The 23,721-nt window shown below is 35.0% G+C and carries 22 protein-coding genes; 10 read left to right on the forward strand and 12 right to left on the reverse strand.

All coding sequences use genetic code 11. The annotated features are described in order from the left end of the window. Positions 1 to 159: 159 nt before the first annotated feature. The 4 genes from truB to FNW52_RS00110 form a co-directional block, all read right to left on the reverse strand. Positions 160 to 858, reverse strand: a complete 699-nt coding sequence (truB, locus tag FNW52_RS00095) for a tRNA pseudouridine(55) synthase TruB (RefSeq protein ID WP_143375382.1) — start codon at positions 856 to 858, stop codon at positions 160 to 162. Next, complete coding sequence (locus tag FNW52_RS00100; RefSeq protein WP_143375383.1) at positions 858 to 1,655, reverse strand: undecaprenyl-diphosphate phosphatase; 798 nt, start codon at positions 1,653 to 1,655, stop codon at positions 858 to 860. The genes truB and FNW52_RS00100 overlap by 1 nt, the downstream gene beginning before the upstream one ends. Before the next feature lie 58 nt (positions 1,656 to 1,713). Continuing rightward, positions 1,714 to 2,019, reverse strand: a complete 306-nt coding sequence (locus tag FNW52_RS00105; RefSeq protein WP_143375384.1) for a DUF3098 domain-containing protein — start codon at positions 2,017 to 2,019, stop codon at positions 1,714 to 1,716. Between the two features lie 82 nt (positions 2,020 to 2,101). Continuing rightward, a complete protein-coding gene (locus FNW52_RS00110; protein WP_143375385.1) occupies positions 2,102 to 2,977 on the reverse strand; it encodes an ABC transporter permease in 876 nt (291 codons plus the stop codon). Between the two features lie 228 nt (positions 2,978 to 3,205). Here FNW52_RS00110 and FNW52_RS00115 point away from each other — a divergent pair, with 228 nt between their 5' ends. Together FNW52_RS00115 and FNW52_RS00120 are read left to right on the forward strand one after the other, a co-directional pair. Continuing rightward, positions 3,206 to 6,241 (forward strand): leucine--tRNA ligase, encoded by a 3,036-nt coding sequence (locus FNW52_RS00115; RefSeq protein WP_143375386.1) that lies wholly within the window; start codon positions 3,206 to 3,208, stop codon positions 6,239 to 6,241. Positions 6,242 to 6,522: 281 nt separating this feature from the next. After that, positions 6,523 to 7,209, forward strand: a complete 687-nt coding sequence (locus FNW52_RS00120; RefSeq protein WP_185965884.1) for a zinc metallopeptidase — start codon at positions 6,523 to 6,525, stop codon at positions 7,207 to 7,209. Positions 7,210 to 7,366: 157 nt separating this feature from the next. On the opposite strand, the gene FNW52_RS00125 is transcribed toward FNW52_RS00120, so the two are convergent. The 3 genes from FNW52_RS00125 to FNW52_RS00135 all read right to left on the reverse strand — a co-directional run bounded on the left by FNW52_RS00125 (position 7,367) and on the right by FNW52_RS00135 (position 9,436). After that, positions 7,367 to 7,837, reverse strand: a complete 471-nt coding sequence (locus FNW52_RS00125) for an Lrp/AsnC family transcriptional regulator (RefSeq protein WP_143375388.1) — start codon at positions 7,835 to 7,837, stop codon at positions 7,367 to 7,369. Positions 7,838 to 8,002: 165 nt separating this feature from the next. After that, positions 8,003 to 8,752, reverse strand: a complete 750-nt coding sequence (locus FNW52_RS00130) for a uroporphyrinogen-III synthase (RefSeq protein ID WP_143375389.1) — start codon at positions 8,750 to 8,752, stop codon at positions 8,003 to 8,005. A 12-nt stretch (positions 8,753 to 8,764) separates the two neighbouring features. Further along, positions 8,765 to 9,436 (reverse strand): DUF4271 domain-containing protein, encoded by a 672-nt coding sequence (locus tag FNW52_RS00135; protein WP_143375390.1) that lies wholly within the window; start codon positions 9,434 to 9,436, stop codon positions 8,765 to 8,767. A gap of 100 nt (positions 9,437 to 9,536) precedes the next feature. Between FNW52_RS00135 and FNW52_RS00140 the strand changes: the two genes are divergently transcribed. Genes FNW52_RS00140 through FNW52_RS00150 form a run of 3 tightly spaced genes read left to right on the forward strand, consistent with a single transcriptional unit; the run spans position 9,537 to position 12,127 of the window. Then, positions 9,537 to 10,262, forward strand: a complete 726-nt coding sequence (locus FNW52_RS00140) for a polyprenol monophosphomannose synthase (protein ID WP_143375391.1) — start codon at positions 9,537 to 9,539, stop codon at positions 10,260 to 10,262. Positions 10,263 to 10,276: 14 nt separating this feature from the next. Continuing rightward, positions 10,277 to 11,617, forward strand: coding sequence for a dihydroorotase (locus tag FNW52_RS00145; protein ID WP_143375392.1), 1,341 nt, complete (start codon positions 10,277 to 10,279; stop codon positions 11,615 to 11,617). Between the two features lie 15 nt (positions 11,618 to 11,632). Continuing rightward, on the forward strand, positions 11,633 to 12,127 hold the full coding sequence (locus FNW52_RS00150) for a DUF4296 domain-containing protein (protein WP_143375393.1): 495 nt from the start codon (positions 11,633 to 11,635) through the stop codon (positions 12,125 to 12,127). A 167-nt stretch (positions 12,128 to 12,294) separates the two neighbouring features. Here the strand turns inward: FNW52_RS00150 and FNW52_RS00155 are convergent, their stop codons facing one another. Beyond that, positions 12,295 to 13,284, reverse strand: a complete 990-nt coding sequence (locus tag FNW52_RS00155) for an NAD-dependent epimerase/dehydratase family protein (protein WP_143375394.1) — start codon at positions 13,282 to 13,284, stop codon at positions 12,295 to 12,297. A 299-nt stretch (positions 13,285 to 13,583) separates the two neighbouring features. Here FNW52_RS00155 and tyrS point away from each other — a divergent pair, with 299 nt between their 5' ends. From tyrS to FNW52_RS00170, 3 genes are read left to right on the forward strand one after another with little or no spacing between them, the layout of a single operon-like run. Beyond that, positions 13,584 to 14,882 carry a tyrosine--tRNA ligase gene (tyrS, locus tag FNW52_RS00160; RefSeq protein WP_143375395.1) on the forward strand — a complete coding sequence of 433 codons (1,299 nt, stop codon included), beginning with the start codon at positions 13,584 to 13,586 and terminating at the stop codon, positions 14,880 to 14,882. Between the two features lie 31 nt (positions 14,883 to 14,913). Further along, positions 14,914 to 15,120 (forward strand): hypothetical protein, encoded by a 207-nt coding sequence (locus FNW52_RS00165; RefSeq protein ID WP_143375396.1) that lies wholly within the window; start codon positions 14,914 to 14,916, stop codon positions 15,118 to 15,120. Then, positions 15,120 to 15,374, forward strand: coding sequence for a type II toxin-antitoxin system RelE/ParE family toxin (locus FNW52_RS00170; RefSeq protein WP_143375397.1), 255 nt, complete (start codon positions 15,120 to 15,122; stop codon positions 15,372 to 15,374). Before FNW52_RS00165 ends, FNW52_RS00170 begins: the two co-directional genes overlap by 1 nt. Here the strand turns inward: FNW52_RS00170 and FNW52_RS00175 are convergent. The 4 genes from FNW52_RS00175 to FNW52_RS00190 all read right to left on the reverse strand — a co-directional run bounded on the left by FNW52_RS00175 (position 15,371) and on the right by FNW52_RS00190 (position 21,436). Then, a complete protein-coding gene (locus tag FNW52_RS00175) occupies positions 15,371 to 16,393 on the reverse strand; it encodes an acyl transferase (RefSeq protein WP_143375398.1) in 1,023 nt (340 codons plus the stop codon). The genes FNW52_RS00170 and FNW52_RS00175 overlap by 4 nt on opposite strands. 159 nt (positions 16,394 to 16,552) lie before the next feature. Further along, entirely contained in the window at positions 16,553 to 16,891 is a 339-nt protein-coding gene (locus FNW52_RS00180; protein WP_143375399.1) for a T9SS type A sorting domain-containing protein, read from the reverse strand. 101 nt (positions 16,892 to 16,992) lie between these two features. Beyond that, positions 16,993 to 18,432 carry a hypothetical protein gene (locus FNW52_RS00185; RefSeq protein ID WP_185965885.1) on the reverse strand — a complete coding sequence of 480 codons (1,440 nt, stop codon included), beginning with the start codon at positions 18,430 to 18,432 and terminating at the stop codon, positions 16,993 to 16,995. A gap of 199 nt (positions 18,433 to 18,631) precedes the next feature. After that, on the reverse strand, positions 18,632 to 21,436 hold the full coding sequence (locus tag FNW52_RS00190; protein WP_143375400.1) for a TonB-dependent receptor: 2,805 nt from the start codon (positions 21,434 to 21,436) through the stop codon (positions 18,632 to 18,634). A 234-nt stretch (positions 21,437 to 21,670) separates the two neighbouring features. On the opposite strand from FNW52_RS00190, the gene FNW52_RS00195 reads away from it, so the two are divergent. Both FNW52_RS00195 and FNW52_RS00200 read left to right on the forward strand, forming a co-directional pair. After that, entirely contained in the window at positions 21,671 to 22,354 is a 684-nt protein-coding gene (locus tag FNW52_RS00195) for a response regulator transcription factor (protein WP_116761628.1), read from the forward strand. Positions 22,355 to 22,523: 169 nt separating this feature from the next. Then, the gene (locus FNW52_RS00200) at positions 22,524 to 23,621 is read left to right on the forward strand and encodes a cell wall metabolism sensor histidine kinase WalK (protein ID WP_143375401.1); all 1,098 of its coding nucleotides are present in this window, start codon (positions 22,524 to 22,526) and stop codon (positions 23,619 to 23,621) included. The last annotated feature ends 100 nt before the right edge of the window (positions 23,622 to 23,721 follow it).

A 23,721-nucleotide genomic window follows, 5' to 3' on the forward strand; every position in this document is an offset into this window, starting at 1 on the left:
TATCGCATTTGCTATTTGGAGATGAAAGTGCCACTCATTATTAACCAATAGCATAGGCAAGTTGGGAAAAGAGTATGGATTAACACTTCTTTAATTTTTGCCCAAAAAAAACACATCGCAAATTCAGCTTCGTATTTGTCATGTGTTTTTATTTTTTGATTACAATCGAAGGGTTAGGCTTTGTTCGAAATCATTCACATCTATAGCATCATTCACATTGTAATCGCCAATTTTTGTACGACGCAAAACCGTTAAATGCGATCCTGAATTCATGGCTTTGCCAAAATCAAAAGCGAGGGAGCGTATGTAAGTCCCTTTGCTGCAAACTACCCTAAAATCGATTTCGGGAAGTGCAATTCTGGTAATTTCAAATTCGTGAATGGTCGTTTTTCGAAAAGCAATTTCTACCGTTTCCCCTGCACGTGCGTGTTCGTATAAGCGTATTCCGTCTTTTTTTATGGCCGAAAAGATAGGTGGTTTTTGGTCAATTTCGCCCAAAAACTGTTTTACGGTTTCGTGTATGAGGGCCTCATCGATATGTTCTGTTGGGAATGTTTGGTCGATTTCGGTTTCCAAATCGTATGACGGAGTCGTAGCTCCAATATAGAAAGTTCCAGTGTATTCTTTGGCTTGACCTTGAAGTTCGGAAATTCTTTTAGTGAACTTCCCAGTACAAACTAACAGTAATCCAGAAGCTAATGGATCTAAAGTTCCCGCATGTCCTATCTTGAATTTTTTGGGCAATCCGGCTTTGTTGATAAGTGCGTATTTGAGCTTGTTTACTGCTTGGAAAGAAGTAAAGTGCAAAGGTTTGTCAATTAAGAGAATTTGACCGTTTAAAAAATCTTCGGTTGTCATTAAATTACGGTCAGAGGATGAATGAAATAATGAATCGCCAATAATACAATTCCGGCGATAATGCGGTAATAACCAAAAACTTTAAACCCGTTTTTTGTCAAGAAGCCGATGAAGCTTTTAATGGCTAAAAGTGCTACAATAAAGGCAACCACATTTCCTATAATTAAGTAATTGATTTGGTCGTCTGACAATACAAATCCATCTTTATAATAATCGTAACATTTTTTTACTGTTGCACCAAGCATCGTTGGGACAGCAAGGAAAAAAGAGAACTCAGCAGCTGAGGTACGAGATAGATTTTGAGACATTCCTCCAACAATGGATGCACCGCTTCTGGAAACACCTGGAATCATGGCAAGACATTGAAATAAACCGATTTTTAGGGCTTGCAGATAAGTGATTTCTTGAGTACTTTCGGAGGCGTTTGGGGTGTTGAACCATTCATCTACTTTTAACAAAATGATACCACCTATCAATAAAGAGACGGCAACTGTTACTGGGTTTTCTAGTAAAGCATCAATTTTTTTGCTAAAAAGCAATCCAAAAACCACAGCTGGAATAAAGGCTACTAATAATTTGAAATAAAAATCAAAGGATTGAAAAAAGCGTTTGAAATACAAAACTACCACCGATAGGATAGCTCCCAATTGAATAACAATGGTAAAAAGTTTTGTAAAATCATCGTGCGCAATTCCAAAAAAGGAGGAGGCTATAATCATATGCCCAGTAGAAGAAACGGGCAAAAATTCAGTGATTCCTTCTATGATGGCAAGGATGATAGCTTGTAATGTATTCAATTGATTTTAGATTTTAGAGTGTAGATTTTAGATTTGCAGAAATCTTAAAATCTTAGAATTATTTTTTATCTACCAAATCAGTAGTTCCCCTTTTTGCGGAGGCAGAGCTTGTCGAAGCAGGGGTTAGGGGGCTTGGATTTTTAAGAATGGCGTAAATGGTGATTCCAAAACCAATTAAAACGGTAGTTGGTGCCAAACGAATTCTTCGGAAATCAAAAACTGATTCGTTAAAAATAGTAGGGTCATCACTTCCTCCGCCAGACATTAGGATGAAACCCAATGCGATTACTCCAATCCCAATCAATAAGATTTTATAGTTTATTTTCTCAAAAAGAAATTCTTGTTTGTGTTCTTCGTTTGTCATTTTGTTTATTTTTTTAATCTTAGAATGTTTTGCGTTCGCTTTTTAGCTCTGCAATCTAAAATCTATAATCTAAAATCTTAAATTAGTATAGGTCGTCTGTTCTTAAATTCAGGAAACGTTGTGTAGCAAAATAAGTACTCAACCAAGTGATTAAAATGCCAATTCCAAAAACACCGATTAATACAAGGCCTATCAATAGTTTGTCGTCTAGGATTCCAAGATCAGGAAAACTGGTTTCAAGATAAATCAAAACTCCAATCAAAGCAAGAATGGCAAGACCTGCGCCAATCATTCCTAGTTTGATACTACGCATTACAAAAGGTTTTCGGATAAAGGCTTTGGTAGCACCTACCATTTGCATGGTTTTGATGATAAATCGATTAGAATGTATAGAAAGTCTCAAGGAACTATTGATCAAAAGAACGGCTATAAAAGTCAAGAATGCGCTGATGATTAAAATCCACATACTTACTTTTTTGATGTTATCATTGACCAAGTTGACCAATTGTTTGTCATAAACGATATCTGAGACCATCGGGTTTTTGCGCAATTGCGATTCTATTTTGGCAATACTATCTTTGATGACGTAATCGGCTTTTAAGTGGATGTCGTATGAATTTTGCAACGGATTTTCTCCTAGAAAGGTTACGAAATCTTCGCCAATAATATCGGTGTGTTCTTTTGCTGCCTGTTCTTTGGATACATAAACAAAGGATTTGGCAAACTGGGTTGCTTTTAACTCCTGACCAAAGGATTTAAGAATAGTGTCGTTGGCTTCGTTTTTGAAAAAAACAGTCATCGCTATTTTTTCTCTGAAGTCATCGGCCAGTTTTTTGGAATTGATAATAAATAATCCCAATATTCCTAATAGAAACAAGACTAAGAATACACTTAGTACTACTGAAAAATAAGAGGAAATTAACCTGCGCTTTTGAAACTTTTCAAAGGATGAACTCATAGTATATCTAAATTATGGGGTAAAAATAATAAACATATTCTTTAATTTGAAGTTAATAAGGCTCAAAGTTTTAACTTTCGTACAATAAATGTAAATTTGCTGCTAAATTTTCGCAACCCTATCAAGGTTCATCCCGATAGCTATCGGGACTGATAGGGTTAAATAAATACTTGAAATGGCTTGAGTGTGCGAAAGTATGACTCCATTAAAAAACAATAAATAAAAGGAATGAAATATAATCCGAACGAAATTGAGGCCAAATGGCAAAAATACTGGGCAGAGCATAAAACTTTTGCCGCGCAAAACAACTCAGAAAAGCCAAAACATTATGTATTGGATATGTTTCCTTACCCGTCTGGAGCGGGATTGCATGTGGGGCATCCGCTAGGGTACATCGCATCGGATGTGTATTCGAGATACAAAAGACACCAAGGTTTTAATGTGTTGCACCCGATGGGGTATGACAGTTTTGGATTGCCGGCGGAGCAATATGCAATTCAGACTGGGCAGCGTCCAGAGGATACTACTTCGGTAAATATTGACGGTGGTGTAGATAAAGAAGGAAAAGTGATTGCCGGCTACAGAAAGCAATTGGATAAAATAGGATTTTCATTTGATTGGGAGCGTGAAGTGCGTACTTCTAACCCAGATTATTACAAGCATACGCAATGGATTTTTATCCAATTGTTTAATTCTTGGTACAATAAAAATACGGACAAGGCTGAGGATATTTTGACTTTGGTTTCTATTTTCTCTACAGAAGGAAATGCTCCCGAGACTTCGGGAGTAAATGCGGTTTGTGATGAAAATATTGAAAGCTTTTCAGCAAATGAATGGAACGCTTACGCAAAAGAACAACAGGAGAAAATTCTTTTGCAATACCGATTGACGTATTTGGCAGAGACCGAAGTGAACTGGTGTCCGGGATTGGGAACGGTTTTGGCGAATGACGAAATTGTGAACGGCGTTTCGGAACGTGGCGGTTATCCCGTGATTCGTAAAAAAATGACGCAATGGAGTATGAGAATCTCTGCTTATGCGGAGCGTTTGTTGCAAGGTTTAAATGATATTGATTGGAGCGAAAGTATCAAGGAGAGCCAAAGAAACTGGATTGGGAAATCTGTCGGAGCAACTGTAGAATTCAATGTTAAAAATTCAGAATCTAAAATAGCCGTTTTTACAACTCGTCCTGATACTATTTTCGGAGTTACCTTCATGACTCTAGCCCCCGAGCACGAATTGGTTGCGCAAATCACAACTCCTGAACAAAATGCAGCAGTTGAAGCCTATATAGAAAAAACAGCCAAACGTTCCGAGAGGGAGCGTATGGCCGATGTAAAAACCATTTCGGGTGTGTTTACAGGAGCTTATGCTGAGCATCCGTTTACAAAAGAACCTATTCCGGTTTGGATTGGGGATTATGTTTTGGCAGGATACGGAACAGGTGCTGTGATGGCAGTTCCTTGTGGAGACGAAAGAGATTATGCTTTTGCTAATTTCTTCAAAGGTCAAAACGGAATGTCCGAAATCAAAAACATTCAGGAAGGTGCGGATATTTCCGAAAAACCGTTTGATGATAAGGAAAAAACCCTATTGGCCAATTCCGATTTTCTAAACGGATTGAATTACAAAGACGGTACTAAGAAAGTTATAGAGGAACTAGAGAAATTAAATCAAGGAAAAGGGAAAATCAATTACCGTTTGCGTGATGCTGTTTTCTCTCGCCAGCGTTATTGGGGAGAGCCGTTTCCGGTATATTATGTGAATGGCTTGCCGCAAATGATTGAGGCGAAACACTTGCCTATCATCTTGCCAGAAGTAGAAAAGTATTTACCAACCGAAGACGGATTGCCTCCATTAGGAAATGCAACGGTTTGGGCTTGGGATAGTGTAAACAATAAAGTAGTTGAAACGGATTTGGTTGACAATACAGCCATTTTCCCTTTAGAGTTGAATACCATGCCGGGTTGGGCAGGAAGCTCTTGGTATTGGATGCGTTATATGGATGCACACAACGAGAACGAATTTGCCAGCAAAGAAGCTTTGAAATATTGGGAAAGTGTCGATTTATACATTGGCGGAAGCGAACACGCAACGGGTCACTTGTTGTACTCCCGTTTTTGGAATAAATTCCTAAAAGACAAAGGTTTTGCGCCAACCGAAGAACCATTCAAGAAATTGATTAATCAAGGGATGATTTTGGGGATGAGTGCGTTTGTTTATCAGTTTTCGTGGGCTACCGAATCTTTATATATAGAAGACGAAGACAACAGAATGGTAGAAAAGATGGCTTCTTTCTTTATGACTAAGCCAAAATATGATAAAATTATTAAAGGTGATTTAGAAGAAATAGAAGTTGCTAGACAGTTTTATGTAGAAACATTAAGTCGTAATTTCCCAGGCAGAGATGTTATCAACACTGTGGGGGATATTAGTTTATGGTCTAAACATGTGGATGTTTCAATGGTAAATTCTTCTGATGAATTGGATATTGAAAAATTTAAAGGTTGGAGAGAATATTACGCTAATGCCGAATTTTTTACTGAAGAAAACGGAAAATACATTGTCGGTCGTGAAATCGAGAAAATGTCGAAATCGAAATACAATGTAGTAACACCAGATGATATTTGTAACGAATATGGAGCTGATACCTTGCGTTTGTATGAAATGTTCTTAGGGCCATTGGAACAGGCGAAACCTTGGAATACAGCAGGTATTTCTGGAGTTTTTGGTTTCTTGAAGAAATTGTGTCGTTTGTATTTTGATGACAACGGTTCGATTGTGACTAATGAAGAACCAACGAAAGACAATCTTAAATCATTGCACAAAACCATCAAGAAAGTGGCGGAAGATATTGAGAGTTTCTCTTTCAATACTTCGGTTTCTCAGTTTATGATTTGTGTGAATGAACTGTCAACGCAAAATTGCCATTCTCGTGCCATCTTGGAGCCATTAGCGATTGTGATTTCGCCTTATGCGCCACACATTGCAGAGGAATTATGGTCGTTGCTAGGAAATTCCGGTTCTATTGCAACGGTGCCTTTTCCTGTTTTGGACGAAAAACATTTGGTAGAAAGTGATAAGGAATATCCAGTATCTTTCAACGGGAAAATGCGTTTCACAATGGTTTTGCCTTTGGATTTAACCAAAGAAGAAATCGAGGAAATCGTAATGAAAGACGAAAGAACCATCAAACAACTGGAAGGAAAAACACCGAATAAGGTGATTATCGTTCCGGGGAAGATTATTAATTTGGTGGGATAAAAAAGATTCAATATCAATTTCAATGGCAATTTCAATGACAATAAAAAAAATAAATTGAGGGGAAAATAAATAAATTCCAACTTTAAAAATTCCAAATTCTATTGACAATGTGTTCAATTAGAGTTTGGATTTTTTATTGCTATTGCCATTGCCATTGCCATTGAAATTGCCATTGAAATATTTTTTTAATGAATTTTTAACGGATGTCAAATTGACATTTCGCTAAATTTGGTTTGTAATTTGATGTTTATTTTGAAAACAAAACATAAAAAACAAAAGATATGGGAATGAGTTATTTAATTCTTGCGGGTGCTATTATGCTGGCAAGCTGGTTAGTGAGTTCTACACTAAAGAATAAATTTGAGTTTTATTCGAAATTGCATTTGCAAAACGGGATGTCAGGAGCAGAAATAGCCGAGAAAATGCTTGCTGATAACGGTATTCGTGATGTGCGAGTAATTTCCACTCCAGGTCAATTGACAGATCATTACAATCCGGTGGATAAAACCGTCAATTTGAGTGAGGCAGTGTACAACCAGCGCAACGCTGCGGCAGCAGCAGTTGCTGCGCACGAATGCGGACACGCAGTACAACACGCTGTGGGGTATCAATGGTTGACGATGCGTTCTCAATTGGTGCCAATTGTAAATGTAGCATCTTCGTATATGCAATGGATTTTATTGGCCGGAATCTTGATGATTCGTACTTTTCCACAATTGTTATTGATAGGGATTATCATATTTGCAGCAACGACTTTGTTTTCGATTGTGACCTTGCCGGTAGAATACGATGCAAGTAATAGAGCTTTGGCTTGGTTAGAGAATAAAAATATGCTGACGCAACAAGAACATGCAGGAGCGAAAGATTCTTTGAAATGGGCTGCCAGAACGTATGTGGTTGCCGCATTGGGGTCAATTGCGACTTTGTTGTATTATGTCTCGATTTATATGGGAGGTAGAAGGAACTAGTTTAAAGGACAAAGAGCAAAGAGCAAAGAGCAGAGAGCAGAGAGCAGAAAGCAAAGAGCAAAAAATCAAATTCCAAGTATTCAATTGGGATTTGGTTTTTTTTATTTTTTATTGCCATTGCCATTGAAATTACCATTGCTATTGAATTTTGAAATTTTTATAGCTGTATTTGTCTGTCAATTTGTTGGTCTAAAGATATAAAAGTCTCTGTTCTGGAAACGCCTTCAATGGCTTGGATTTTAGAATTCAGCAATTGCATTAAATGTTCGTTGTCGCGACAAATAATTTTGATTAAAATAGACCAATTTCCTGTGGTGTAATGGCATTCTAGTACTTCGGGGATTTTTTTTAAATCTTTTACGGCTTCGGAGTTTCGGGCGGCTTTGTCCAGATAAATACCAACAAAAGCCATGGTGTTGTATCCTAAAACTTTATGGCTAACGGTAAATTTAGAACCCGAAATTACACCAGATTGTTCCAGTTTTCGAAGTCGCTGATGAATAGCCGCTCCCGAAATACCTATTTTATTGGCAATTTGCAGAATTGGTTTTCGGGCATCATCCATCAGGTAACGTAAAATCTCTTTGTCGATACCGTCTATTTCTACTATAAGGGAGTTAATTTTCATGACTCTGTATTTTAACTAAAATAAGGGTTTTAGTTTTAATTTGAAATCAAAAGTAGTTGAAATGATTTGAAAATGGAGGGAATCCAAATGAAAAATTCCAAATTCCAATCGTAAAATCGGAATTTGGAATTTTTATTGTTATTGAAATTGCTATTTCATAGAGGTCTATTTCCCTTTATTTGCTTCAGCAATGTATTTCTCTAAAGCCATTGTCATAGATGGAGTTCCAGGTGTTGGAGCCATAATGTCTATGCGCAATCCGTGGTCCAGAGCTTCTTTTTGAGTTGTACTTCCAAAAACGGCTATTCGAGTATTGTTTTGTTCAAAATTCGGGAAGTTTTTGTATAAAGATTTAATTCCAGTTGGGCTAAAGAAAGCCAATACATCGTAGTAAACATCGGCTAAATCTGACAAGTCACTCATAACCGTTTTATAAAAAGTAGCTGGAGTCCAATCTACTTTCAAAGCGTTTAATGTTACAGGAATGTCAGCGTTTAATTGATCTGATGCTGGTAATAAGAATTTCTCGTCTTTGTATTTTTTGATTAAAGGCGATAGATCTGCAAAATCTTTTGGGCCTACATAGATTTTACGTTTTCTGTATACTACGTATTTTTGCAGGTAAAACGCGATTGCTTCAGATTGGCAAAAGTATTTTAATCCTTCAGGAACTTTGTAGCGCATTTCATCTGCCACTCTAAAAAAGTGATCCACACCATTTTTGCTCGTTAATATAATAGCAGAGTAGTTGTTAAGATCGATTTTTTGAAGTCTAATTTCTTTTGCGCTGACTCCTTCTACATGAATAAAAGGTCTGAAATCAATTTTTACTTTATGCTTTTGTTGCAGCTCAAAGTATGGAGAATTTTCCACTTTAGGTTCTGGTTGTGATACCAAAATTGTTTTCACTTTCATATTAAATATTTTCTAAACACTACTTTTTGTAAACCAATAATACATAAAATAATAGGGTGCTATTTCAAGAGTGCAAAGATATAAAATAAAATAAAACAACTTGCTGAAAATTTCGTTTCTGTAGTTTTTTATTGAGATCAAATATAGTAATCCGTTTAGTGCTAGTATTATATAGAAAACAAGAAGCGGAATATTTTCTAAAATAGAGTCGTAATAAAATAAAACAATGTCTACAGGGAGCAAAAGCAACCCAATATAGGTTCGATAGGTGACTTTTTGTAAATTAAATTGTTCGATAAACTCTTCAATATTGAATGTAGTGGCGATGATTTTTTCTATCAAAAATTTAGATAAAATAAAATAGATTAGAAATGTGAATATTTGAATGAACAGTATCCAGTCTGTTTTTGATCCATATCCGAGATAACTGAGTAGGAGTTGAATGAAAAAAGAAAATGAAATTATTTGTACAAAAAACAAGGATATAGAGAACATACCCATTAGGTGGCTGCTGTCTCGATATATACGGATGTATTTGTTGGAGTAAATTAATTTGACAAAATCTTCAAAACGATTTTCATAAACCGATTTGGTCAGGGCAATGATGCCAAAAGCCATGATAAACACTAGTGTTATCCAGTCTTTATTCTCAATTATTCTAGGATGAAGTACATGTTCCGTCATATTAATGCAAAATTACTAATTTTTATAACATTATTTATTATAAATTTATAATAATCAAATGGCTTAAAATGGTTACTTTTGCACCGAAATTACTCGAAACATGAACAATTGTATTGTTATAATTCCTACCTATAACGAAATTGAAAACATTGAAAGCATTGTTAGGGCAGTGCTCTCACAACACAAACCTTTCCATGTCTTAATTATTGATGATAACTCTCCAGATCAGACTGCCGAGAAAGTGGTTATGCTTCAGAGTGAATTCAAAGGGAGGTTGTTTTTAGAAAAAAGAGCCAAGAAATCAGGTCTCGGAACGGCTTATGTTCATGGTTTTAAATGGGCGTTGCAAAACAGCTATGATTTCATTTTTGAAATGGATGCTGATTTTTCTCACAACCCTAATGATCTAGAAAAATTGTATGATGCCTGTCATTTTGGAGATGCCGATTTGGCTATTGGGTCTCGATACGTTACGGGTGTTAATGTTGTCAATTGGCCTTTGAGTCGTGTTTTGATGTCTTATTTTGCATCGGTTTATGTCCGTATGATTACTGGTATGAAAATTCACGATGCCACTGCGGGATTTGTTTGTTATAAAAGAAAAGTGCTGGAAGAAGTTAATTTGGATAAAATTAAATTCGTAGGTTATGCTTTTCAGATTGAAATGAAGTATAGAACGTATTGTAAAAAGTTTGCTATTTCTGAAGTGCCTATTATTTTCACAGATAGAACAAAAGGGCAGTCTAAAATGAGCAATTCAATAATAGTGGAAGCCGTGCTCGGAGTAATATCGTTACGTTTAAAAAAGTTATTTAACAGTTTGTAAAAAAAGGGGATACTATGAATAGATATTTAATTAAAAATGCTAAAATAGTAAATGAAGGAGTTATTTTTGAAGGGGATGTGCTTATCGAAAACGATCTGATAGTCGAAATTTCAGAAAGTATTAGTGCAAAGTCTTCTGATTGTATGATTATTGATGCCGAAGGGAGTTATTTGATGCCCGGAGCCATAGATGATCAAGTGCATTTTAGAGAACCGGGACTTACTCATAAAGGAGATATAGAATCAGAATCCAGAGCGGCTGTTGCGGGTGGAATCACTTCGTATATAGAACAACCCAATACGGTTCCTAATGCAGTGACCCAAGAAATTCTAGAAGAAAAATATCAAATTGCCTCTAAGAAGTCTTTTGCCAATTATTCTTTTATGATGGGTGCCACCAATGATAATCTAGAGGAAGTGCTAAAAACAAATCCTAAGAATGTTGCTGGAATAAAAATATTTCTAGGGTCATCTACAGGTAATATGTTGGTAGATAATGAGGCAGTTTTAGAGAAAATATTTTCGTGTACTTCAATGCTTATTGCAGTTCACTGTGAAGATGAAACGACGATTAAGAATAATTTAGAAAAATACAAAGAGGAGTACGGTGAAGATATTCCCGTAACGGCTCATCATCTTATTCGTAGTGAAGAGGCATGCTATATTTCTTCTTCTAAAGCGATTGCTTTGGCTAAAAAAACGGGTGCTAGATTGCATGTTTTTCATCTGTCAACGGCAAAAGAGATGGAGTTGTTTACCAATAAAATTCCACTTGAAGAGAAAAAAATAACCGCCGAAGTTTGTGTGCATCATTTATGGTTTACCAATGAGGATTATGAGACAAAAGGGAATTTTATAAAATGGAACCCAGCGGTAAAAACAGAGAATGATCGAAAAGTCTTGTGGGAAGCGCTGAATGATGGTCGTATTGATGTAATTGCGACAGATCACGCTCCGCATACATTGGAAGAGAAAAAGCAAAACTATCTTAAAGCACCTTCTGGAGGTCCTTTGGTGCAACACGCTGTCGTTGCCCTGTTTGAGGCACATCATCAAGGGAAAATAAGTGTGGAGAAAATCGTAGAAAAGTTCTGCCACAACCCGGCTAAGATCTTCAAAATAGAAAAAAGAGGTTTTATTAGAGTAGGGTATTATGCCGATTTGGTAATTGTTAATCCAGGGTTGCCATGGAGCGTAAAGAAAGAAAATATACTTTCAAAATGCGGATGGTCTCCTTTTGAAGGCTATACTTTTAAATCTAGAATTACCCATACTTTCGTGAATGGACAATTGGTTTATTCTGGTTTTAAAGTAAAAGATATTCGTGCCGGTAAAAGAATGTTGTTCGATAGATAACGAAATAATCATTAGATGAAGAAAATAGTGTTCTTTTTTGTGCTACTTGTCCTTTTTTCAAGCTGTGATAAAGAGTTGGTCAAAAGACCGGATAATCTTATTGATAAAGGGATGATGATTGATGTTATGTATGATATGGCTCTGTTGGATGCTTTAAAATACCAAGATCCCAATTCATTATATGCCAACGGTATCAATCCGAAGACTTATGTTTATAAGAAGTACAAAATAGATAGCCTGCAGTTTGTAAAAAGCAATGCGTATTATGCAGCTGATTATAGGGAATACAAAAAAATGTATGATGATTTAAACGGCCGATTAAAAAAGGAGAAAGCTTCTGTAGATTTGATAATCAAAAAAGAACAGAAAAAATCGGTTGCAATTAAAAATGCAAAAGTAAAGAAAGTTCAAGATTCTATAAAAAAGGCAAAAAAAGTCAAAGAGGTAAAAATCAAAAAAGAAAAAGATTCTATTGCTAAAGCAAAAAAGAATTTAAAGGTTAAGAAATAGGAATAATTCAAGTCGCAGTTTTCAGTCACAGTTTCCAGAATTGTCTGCAAAGATTGTAATTTGCTTTCTTAACAATATTGTAAAAGAGAGTATTTTGAATTGTTTTTAAATATACGTCCTTTTTGGTCTGAAAACTGCGACTGAGGACTGAAAAACCATCCGAATAATTACAATTTTGTGATTTCTTTTATATAATGATGAACGTCTATGAATGTAATATTCAAGGCGTTTTTTATTTTTTCATTCGAAAATAAATTATTGGAATAAGAGGATCTGGCTGAGGCTTTGCTGAGTTGCCTTTTTTGGCCAAAAACATTTGATGCTACCCAATCCAGTTTCCATAAAATATTCATTAAATACGGTTTTGCATGGTATTTAGGTCTTTTGACTTTTAGCGCATCCGCAATCGTAAATAGCAGATTTTGAAAAGTGATATTTTGACTTACTAGTGTAAATCGTTCCCCATGAATTTCGCTTTTCATCAACTCATACATTATAGTAACAACATCAGAAACGGCTATAAAACCAGTAGATCCTTTGGTGTAAAAGGGCAATCCGTTTTTTACTTTCGTGAAAAGTTCACCGCTTCCTTGGTTCCAAAATCCTGGGCCAATAATTATACCGGGATTTAGTAGTATCACTTCAAGTCCTTCCTGCTGACCGCGCCAAACTTCCATTTCGGCGCCATATTTTGAAATGGCATAATCGCTATGGGGTTTTTCGGGGTTCCATTCGGTTTCTTCGGTGATAATAGATTCATGTGCTGCTAAATCGCCTAGAGCGGCTATTGAACTTATATGGCAAAGCTTTTTGATATTGTAAGCCAGACAAAAATTAACAATGTTTGCCGTGCCTTCGATATTGGTTTTTCGAACGAGGTCTTCCTCTTTGGGGTCAAAAGAGATCAATGCCGAACAGTGGTACACTTGGTCGATTCCCTTAAATGTATTTTCTAAAGACGGAATGTCCAGGACATCTGCTTGAATCCACTGTATTCTTTCGTACAGTGATTCCTTTTTGTACAATGAGAATAGCGATTTTGTTTTTTGTGTACTTTCTAAGTTTCTATAAATGGCACGAACATTTTCTTCTTTTTCAACCAAATGAATTAAGAGATGTGCGCCCACTAAACCTGTTCCTCCTGTGACTAATACCATATTGACAAATATACCATTTTGTCACAAACCATAAATGTTTTTATTGCCATTTAAATTGTCCTTGAAATTGCTGGGTATTCGCTTTTTAAAAAAAGTTGGCCACGAATTACACAAATTTACCCGAATGACTATCTGTTTTAATTTCACGAATTAAAACAGATAGAATTCGTGCAATTCAATTTTAAAAATTGATAAAATTTGTGACAATTGGTGGCTAAAACTTTTAAAAGCGAATGCCTTGTTGAAATTGCCATTGCTATTGAAATTGTTATCTTTGCTCAAAATCGATTACTACATATATGAAAAATATTATTTCCGAATTACAATGGCGTGGTTTAGTACACGACATTATGCCTGGAACCGAAGAACAACTTTTAAAAGAAATGACAGCTACTTATATTGGATTTGATCCCACATCAGATTCATTGCATATTGGAAGCTTGGTGCCAATTATTTTATTGGTTCACCTCAAAAATTTTGGACACAAACCAATTGCCTTGGTGGGCGGTGCAACTGGAATGATTGGAGATCCTTCTGGAAAATCGGATGAGCGTAATTTATTAGACGAAGCCACTTTAAATCATAATGTTGAAGGGATAAAAGGGGTTTTGTCTCGTTTTTTAGATTTTAATGATACTGCTGTAAATGCTCCAGTTTTGGTGAACAACTACGATTGGATGAAAGGTTTGTCATTTATTAATTTTGCTCGTGATGTCGGTAAACGTATTACGGTAAATTATATGATGGCCAAGGATTCTGTAAAAAAACGTTTGACAGGTGATGGTGAAGGAATGTCGTTTACGGAGTTTACCTACCAATTGATTCAAGGATACGATTTTTATCATTTGCATAAAGAGTACAATTGTTTGTTGCAAATGGGAGGTTCAGACCAATGGGGGAATATCACTACAGGAACCGAATTGGTACGAAGAATGAATGTAGGAGAAGAAGCCAAAGCTTATGCGATGACCTGTCCGTTGATTACTAAAGCCGATGGTTCTAAATTCGGAAAATCAGAAGGTGGAAATGTGTGGTTGACTGCCGATAAAACTTCAGTGTATAAATTTTACCAATTTTGGTTGAACACTACCGATGTAGATGCCGAAAAGTATATTAAAATTTTTACTTTCTTAGATAAAGACACAATTGACGCCTTGATTGAAGAGCATAAAGTAGCGCCACATTTAAGAGTTTTACAAAGAAAACTAGCCGAAGAGTTGACAGTTTTGGTGCATTCTGCCGAAGAATTGGATAAAGCGATTAAAGCCTCCAATATTCTTTTTGGAAATGCTACTGCCGAGGATTTGAAGCAACTCGATGAGGTGACTTTTCTAGAAGTTTTTGATGGAGTGCCACAAGCCGAAATCTCAAGAATAGATGTGGAAGCAGGATTGGATATTATTCATGTTTTGAATGAAAAAACAGGATTTTTTAAGTCGAATGGAGAGGCGAGAAGGGCTTTGACTGCGAATTCTATTTCGGTGAATAAAGAAAAAGTGAATGAAACGTTTATGCTTTCAGCAAAAGATTTGATTAACAATCAATTTGTGTTGTTGCAAAGCGGTAAGAAAAATTATTTTGTGATTAGAGTGAAATAATTTTATAACTTTACTTTAAATAAATTAGGCTATGGGAACTCAATTTTTGACAGATGAAAAAGGTAAAAGAACAGCTGTTGTTATGCCTATAGAAAAATACAACAAATTGATGGAACACCTTGATGATTTGGAGGATGTTCGTCTTTATGATGAAGCCAAAAGAGATGATGATGGCTCTAGAATTCCAATTGATGAAGCATTTAAAATGATCGAAACCAAACGCAAAAAAGTGCATTAATGGTGTATGCGATTACTTTTAGAGATAAGGTTATTAAATCTTTGATGAAAATAAACGAACCTTTTTATTCGGCAATAAAAAAACAGATATATGATTTAGCTGATAATCCAAGACCGCAAGGATACAGAAAGCTAAAAGGCAGAAAAGGATATCGAATTCGTGTTGGCGATTATAGAGTAATTTATGAAATTTTTGATCACGTCCTTTTGATAGAAGTTGTTGATTTAGGACATCGAAAAGATATTTACGATTAAACCACCATCAAATTACAACCCCGAATATCAGAATTATCAAAACGTCCCAATACTTCGAAAGTGGTATTGGGATATTTTTTGCCCAAATCTTGCGTAGCAATAAAGGAACAAGAATTGATGTTTGCTAAATCAATGACGTTGATTCCGCCCGTTTTTCCGTCTTTTATGTAGGTCAAAGCATCTTCGGTATCGCGAATGCGTATTTGCATCCAAGAAGGGCATTCAAATACGCCGTTTCCCAGCGAATAAGCTTGGGAAAGTAATTCGGTCATGCCGTATTCAGAATGTATGGCTGTAACGCCAAAACCGTTGCATAGCTGTTCGTGTAATTCTTCGCGAATCATTTCTTTGCGTTTGCCTTTCATGCCGCCTGTTTCCATAATGATGGTGTGCTGCAGTTGGAATTGTTGTTTTTCGATTAAGTCTAATAAGGCATAGGTAACCCCGATCAGAATTACGTTTTGACCTGCTTGGTCTAGATCAATTAGTTTTTGAATTAGTTCCTCGTGATTGTTGAGGTAAAAACCACTATTAGTGTTGTTGGTGAGTTGTATTAAATCTTCAACCATATAGATCAATGAAGAGCCTTCTCTTTCGAGATAAGAGGGGAGTAAGGCTAAGACAACGTAATCTTCAATGTTTCCATAAAATTGAGAAAATCCTTTCCGGTAGCTTTCTTCATAAATGGAAACATCTGTAACTAAATGTTTGCTTCTAATGATGTCTGTACGTATTTCCCCTTGCTCGGTGGCTGAGCTTGTCGAAGCCGTCGTTCCGCTGCTGCTGAAAGTAGCTTGAATCGGATTGTTGTTCGAAACAACATTATGGCTTTTGAAAAACTGAATGGGTAAAAAAGGAATTTGATGTAGCGACTTTACTTTTTGCGGATTTGTTTTTAATAAATCGCAAAATTCTTGGTACACTAGGTTGTTTTCATATTGAAATCGGAACACTTTTAGTGCTATTTTTTCAAATTGCTTTTGACCGGAAATGGTGAATATGTCGTTGGCTGTAATCAAGTTCTTTTTTGTACAAAGATATTATTATTTTCTGCATTTTTTGATGATAACTCATTGCTTCTCGGTGGCAGAGCACAGTGGTTTTCTGGGTGGCTGAGCTTGTCGAAGCCAAAAAAAAGTCCCAAATATTTTGGGACTTTTTAAATTTATTCGGATGAATTATCGGACAATTAGTTTTCTGCTACTTGTCGCTTCTTCTTCGATGATTTTTATGATATAAACACCAGGAAGTAAGTTAGATACGTTTAGTTCTTTGGAGTTTATCTTGGTTTGTAGTACTTTTTTTCCTAAAACGTCAAAGATGATGATTTCTTTTTCTAAGTCGTTTTTTGAAGTGATGTAAACTTTGCCACTAGTCACAGGGTTCGGGTACAAGTTTAAACCTTCGATTGAAATGTTTTCTTGTAGTCTTGGCTGTTGCTTAGTATCCTGTGCTGTTGCAGTAAGAGTAAAGAAAAAAGCCAATAAGAGTGTAATATAAAAGTAGTTTTTCGTCATTAGCTTTGTGATTTGAGAGTAAATATAAGAAAAAATAATTATAAAAAAAAATACCTCTCAATAATTGAGAGGTATTTTTAAACTAATTCAGGATCGGATTGTTATTTTAGATTTTTAAGCAAATCTACACCGTCAACTGTACACCAGGCACCAGTAGTTAAATCAGCTCCTGTAGCAGTAGCACTAGTTGTCCAGTTTGATGCTGGAACAAAACTTGCTGCAGTCACTGTAAAAGTAGTTGCTCCTGAAATGAACGTAAGAGGAGAGTTAGAGATTTTTACGTTGTTTAATTTGATTTTTCCTTTTGCAACTTGGTGGTCATATGTCGCTTTATCTTGTATTTGAATTACACCACCATTAAATCCAAGTTGAGTCGCAGATGCAATTTGGCTAACATAACCATCAATTACGATGTTGCTGTAATCTCCATTTCCTTCTTTTTTGAATTGAATAGCGTCTAATTGGATTTCACTCTGTAATTCTGTAGTTGTACCAGCCGCTCTTTTTAGAGTGATGTTAGTAACTTTTGGCCAGAAATCATTGTCAACACTTTTAGATTCTACTTCTAGTCCGTAGTTTGCAGCACCTACTTGGTAAGCATACCAGTTGGTGTTGTCTTGACCTCTCCATCCATCTTGCCAGTCAAATGAGTCATCAGAATTACCATAAGAGATTGAGTTTTTCAAACTTACTGTTCCTCCGTAAAATTCAAAACCATCATCATTACCCTTGTAGGAAACTAAATTTTCTAGTACAGTTCCTGAACCAACAGAATAGAATGAGAATCCATTATGTTCCTTGGTATTAGTTGTGATTACTAATCCAGCATATTCAACTCTTACATATTTTAATGAACCACTACTATGTGTTGCATCTGCACCTCCATATTTCAAAGATAAACCATCTTCTGATGTTGCAGTTTGTGGTGCAGCAACTGTTGCTGAATTTACAATTGGAGCATCACCATACATAATAATACCAGCCCAAGAACCTGCTGTTTTTTGTTTTGCAGTAAAAACGATTGGAGCATCAGCGGTACCATTTGCAATTAACTTTCCTCCTTTTAATATTATAAGACCATTTTCACCAGTAGTTTTGTCGCAAGTAATTGTAGATCCGGGTGCAAAAGTAACAGTTACTCCATTGTTAATTTTGACCATTCCTTTTAAAGTATAATTACCGTAAGCATAAGTTTTGTTTGCTGTAAAATCTCCAGTTATTTCTCCTGTTGCAGCAGGAACTGCAGTTACAGTCACTGTTTTTGTTACTGCTGCGGCTGCTCCTGTTACTGTATATGTTATAACTGAAGTTCCGACAGATACTGCTGTTATTGCACCAGTTTTAGCATCGATAGTTGCTACTGTTGGAGTTGCACTTGTGAAAGTACCACCTGTTGTTGTACTTGCAAAAGTAGTAGTTGTACCAATAACAATACTTTCAGTACCTGTTAATGGAGCTACTGTAATTGGATCTTCATCATTGCTACATGATGCGATTAATAAGCCTAAAGACATTGCTAAAGCTAAAAATTTTGTTTTCATAATTTGTGTGTTATTTTTCATAATTTGATATGTCAAAAGTACCTTGGGAGTCTCGAATAAATGTTACCTAATGATTACAAAAAAGTTACTAAAATCAGTATATAATGTAAAGTAAAGGTTATGTGATTTTTTTGATTTTTATTTATTAAAAAAGCCCTGTATTTACAGGGCTTTAGCGAATGATTAATTAATTTTTTTTCTAAAAAGTATAAGATACGTTCATAGAAAAACCTATACCTTTTTTATATTCTTTAATTGTTAAATCGCTTTCAGTTATTGGGATTCTGCTGTTTTCACCTAATTCTATTTTGTAGTGTGGGTTTAATAGGTTATCTGCAGAAAGTTTAATGTCAAATTTATCTGAAATTTTATTTTGCCAAATAAAATCAAGTTTACCAAATGGCATTTCATAATAATTATCTAATCCATTTGTTCCCACTGCATAGATTCGTTTGCTATAGATATTGTATACCATAGTCATTGAACTTTTCCATGATTTGCTAAATTCAGAATCATATTTAATATCAGCGTTTACTATCCAAGGCGATGCTCCTTGGAGTTTTCTGGATGGATTAGCATCATTTGCAATAGTTTCGGGACTGTTAACTCCATTTTTAGAAGTTTCAATAGTTACTTTTGTATCCATTAATGATGCATTCGCACCCAAAGAGAAATTAGATAATGATTTTGTAATTCTTTCAAATTGGAATAAGAATTCTAATTCAGCACCATAAAGGATAGCCTGTTTAGAATTGCCGTAGGTTATAATTTGTCCACCACTTCCTGCTGAATTTGTGAACAATCTTTCAATTGGATTTTTAATTATTTTATTAAAAATTGTGGCTGATATTAATTCCTTATTGGTTGGAAAAAACTCGTATTTTAAATCAAAGTTGTAATTATCGCTATTGATTAACAATGGATTACCTTGCTCAATAGTACCGTCAGGATTTACGAACTCAAGAGGATAAGACTCCATTATTACAGGTCTTGTAATTGTTTTGGAGGCTGCAAATCGTAAGTTTGATTTTTCATTTAAAAGGTATCTTGTATTCAAAGAAGGTAGAACATCTGTTTTTTCATTTTTTAATGTTATAAAAGGATCTGAAAAACTTCCTGATGTTTTATATTTTGTTTCTCTAGAAGTTTGTTCTATTCTTGCGCCTGCATTTAATTCTATTTTTTCGCCAAATTTGAAGGCTAGATCTAAATATCCAGCGTTAATGAATTCTTCCAAGAGCGCTTTGTAAGTCGAGTTTGTGCCTTCGGTATAGGTAAAATTGTTTTTTAAAATCTCATTTTTGAAATATTCATCAGGTGAGTTTGTAGGGAAAGTGGCGGTATTTGCATCTAGTCTTTGTGATACTAAAAATCTAAATTCAGATCCCATTTTATTCATATATCCGCTATATCCTGCCGTAAGCTTGTGTGATTTGGATATGTCTTCATTGCCAAATTTCCAACTGTATTCCAGTAAACCTGAGATGTGATGTTCGCCTTTAAAATCAAGATATTGTCTAGTTATACTATTTCCTGAATAGGAAATTGATGTCGTGTTGTCGTCAATTTTAACACCTTTGAAAGATTTTCTATCAGGAAGTTCATACTGTGTTGTTGAGTATGAAACTCCAGCTTTTATATTGTGTCTTTCATCCTCGGTCAGTTTGTAATTACCAAATAACTGTGTGTTCAAAAAAGTAGATTCTTGTAATTCATTCATTCTGATAAACCCATTTGTTTGGGTTGCATTAGAATTTGTATACCCTAGTTGATCTTGTATTAAATTCTGATTTGATTTTAGATAGATAGTATTTGATGTAACAGAGAACCTTTTTGTTTTATAAGTTAAAGCTGCCAATACAGAAGAGTTTGTTATAAATTTGTACTGCGTTGTAACTAAGTCATTGTCATAATTTCCTTGTGCGGTATTAAAAAATCTGTCGGCACCACTTCTAATTTGAAATTTATTTTCATAGTTAAGTGAGATCAAGTATTGAAATATGTTTTGGTTTTTGCCTAGAGTGAATTTTTCTGAATGAAGAATTCCAAAATTTGTGTTTAAAGGAGAAACATCGCTTTTAACGTCAAAACCTGATCCAAATCCGTTTGCTGCTTGGTCAGCAGTTAATGTTTGATTACTTGGGGTTTTTGTTAATGCAGATGGTAAATCTCTTTCGTTACCTGAAAATCCAAAAAAATCAGATGTAGAGGTTGCGTCTTGGGAAATAAGAAATTTTTCCAGGTTATTGTTTATAGTGTAACCAGCTCCAAAATTAATTTTAGTTTGACTTTTTCCAGAGTTTGCTGTTACAATATTAAAAGTTCCTCCAGCAAAGTCTCCGTATAAATTAGTGTTGAAAGTTTTGTAGGTTTCTAAAACACTTACAATGTCGGTTGGAAAAATATCTAAAGGGATAATTTTTTTAAATGGATTGTTTGATGGTACCGCCAAGTCATTAAGCAGTAAGTTATTGTAACGATCTTCTAGTCCTCTTACAAATAAGCCACGGGATTCTACTTTTGTAATTCCGGTTATTTTAGTTAAACCTTCTTCTACATCGCTAACTCCTTTTCGAGACATTTCTTGAGCGCCAATACTTTGTTTGATGACCACTGCATTTTTTTGCTCTAATAATAATGCTGTTTCTTTTTCTCTTGTTACGTTTGATTTGATAACTACATCCTTTAGCTTATAGCTTCCAGATCCCAATGAGTTATTAAGTGTAACAGTTTCGTTTGCAACCACTGTTACAGGAACTTCTACAGTTTCATAGCCTAAAAAACTAAATTGAATCGTATAATTTCCAGGAGCTGTTGCAATCGTATATTTTCCGTCAATATCTGTATTTGCACCAGTTTTTGTCTCTTTTAACAAGACATTCGCAAAAGGTAAAGATTGATTGTTGGAGTCTTTGTCTAATAAAACACCAGATATTGTTCCTTTGTTTTGTGAGAAGCCAATAGCGCAAATAAGTAGTGTAAAGAATAGAAATTTTAATTTCATTTTGAATAGTATTTAATTTTCTGCAAATAAATGGCGGGATTCTAGTCTTTGTGTTAACATCAAGTTACGAATCAATGTTATAATCATTATGAAATTGTTAACATATTAAATTAAGGTTAACTCGTTTTTTTTATCATTGATACTAGTGGTTTATTATTACTTTTACATTGCAATAAAAGTCATTGTATCTCAAATAGGTCGAAATACAATAGAGAAACTTAATTTTGCTATTTTATGAAGAAAAGAAACACCAAGATTCTTCTGGTTGATGATGAGCCAGATATTTTAGAAATTGTAGGCTATAATTTAGCTCAAGAAGGGTATCAGATTGTTACTGCTATAAATGGTAAAGAAGCTGTTGAAAAAGCCAAAAAAGAATTGCCGGATCTTATCATTATGGATGTAATGATGCCAGAAATGGATGGAATGGAAGCCTGTGAGAATATTAGAAAAATACCGGAGTTGAATAATGTAATCATTACTTTTTTGACCGCCAGAAGTGAGGATTATTCGCAGGTTGCTGGTTTTGATGCCGGTGCCGATGATTATATTACAAAGCCTATTAAGCCGAAATTGCTGGTAAGCAAAGTAAAAGCCTTGTTGCGAAGATTAAAAGAGCAAGAACAAAACAGCGAAACGCTCAATGTTGGTGGAATAGAAATTAACCGTGAGGAATATAAAATCGTAAAGGACAATATCGAGATTGCTTTGCCAAGAAAAGAGTTTGAGCTTTTTTATCTATTGGCTTCTAAGCCCGGTAAAGTGTTTAAAAGAGAAGAAATCCTTGATAAAGTTTGGGGAAATGATGTCGTTGTTGGCGGAAGAACCATCGATGTTCATATCAGAAAACTGCGTGAAAAAATTGGAGATGATCTTTTTAAAACCATAAAAGGTGTAGGTTATAAGTTTGAAGTTTAAATAAATGGCATTTTTTAAAAGATATTTAAGATTAACGATTTTTGATTGCAGATGTTGAAATACGCGAGTAAATTGCTGATAATTTGATTTTGAGATTGTGCGTTGCGAAATCTTAAATCAAAAATCTTAAATCAAAAATCAAAAAACTCTTCGCATACCCAATTATATAATGAAAATAAATTTCAAAAAAAGTTACAAGTTTGCTATAAAATCGGCTTTATTTATCAGTTTGTTTGTATCCGGTTTTTGCATGATTCTTTCTGCAATACTGTTCAAATCGACTTTTACGGAGGTTCTATTGTTTGGATTGATTAGTCTGTTTTTTGTTTATTTGTTTTCATTCTTTGTTTTGCAATATAGAGTAGAGCGTTTTATATACAGAAGAGTTAAGAAAATCTACGATGACGTAGCGCTCTTGGAATCGAGTACTTTTATAAACAAACCCATTACAACCGATATGGAAACTTTAACTCGGGAAGTAAAGAAATTTGCCACCGATAAAAAGCTAGAGATCGAAATGTTGCAAGTTCGAGAAGAGTATCGAAGAGAGTTTTTGGGAAATGTATCCCATGAACTCAAAACCCCATTATTTACCGTACAAGGCTATTTGTCAACTCTTCTTGATGGAGCAATGGATGATAAATCGATTCGTAAAAAATACTTAAAGCGTGCCGAAAAGGGAGTCGAACGATTAATTTATATTGTTGAAGATTTGGATATGATTACCAAATTAGAATCTGGGGATTTAAATCTTGAGTTTACCAAATTTGATGTCGTAAAATTGATTCAGAATGTTTTCGATTTATTAGAAATGAAAGCCGATAAAAAGAAAATTACCCTAGCATTTGAAAATGATCACATTCAGCCCATTTTTGTAAATGGTGACAAAGATAAAGTTCAACAGGTAGTTGAAAATTTGATTGTCAACTCCATAAAATACGGAAAAGAAGGTGGTTTGACCGAGGTTTCGATTGTGAATTTGACCAATAAAAAAGTATTGGTTCGGGTTACAGATAATGGAGAAGGTATAGAAGCACAAAACATACCGCGACTTTTTGAACGCTTTTACAGAGTTGATAAAAGTGGCTCTCGTACCGAAGGAGGTTCAGGTCTAGGACTTTCGATAGTAAAGCATATAATTGAAGCCCATAAAGAAAAAATTTACGTAGAGAGTGAATTTGGCATAGGTTCTGAGTTCTCATTTACCCTTGAAAAGACATTTATTACCGATCAATTTGGACTTAAGAAAAACAAAAATCAACCTTAAATTTACAAACGAAACAAATAATTTAAAATGCTGTATTTCAGTTGTTTGACACTTGTTTTTAGGCTAAAATAGGCGCTACGTGATTTAGAGAAAAAACCTA

The organism is Flavobacterium sp. ZT3R18, assembly GCF_007097385.1.
Taxonomy (GTDB): Bacteria; Bacteroidota; Bacteroidia; order Flavobacteriales; family Flavobacteriaceae; genus Flavobacterium.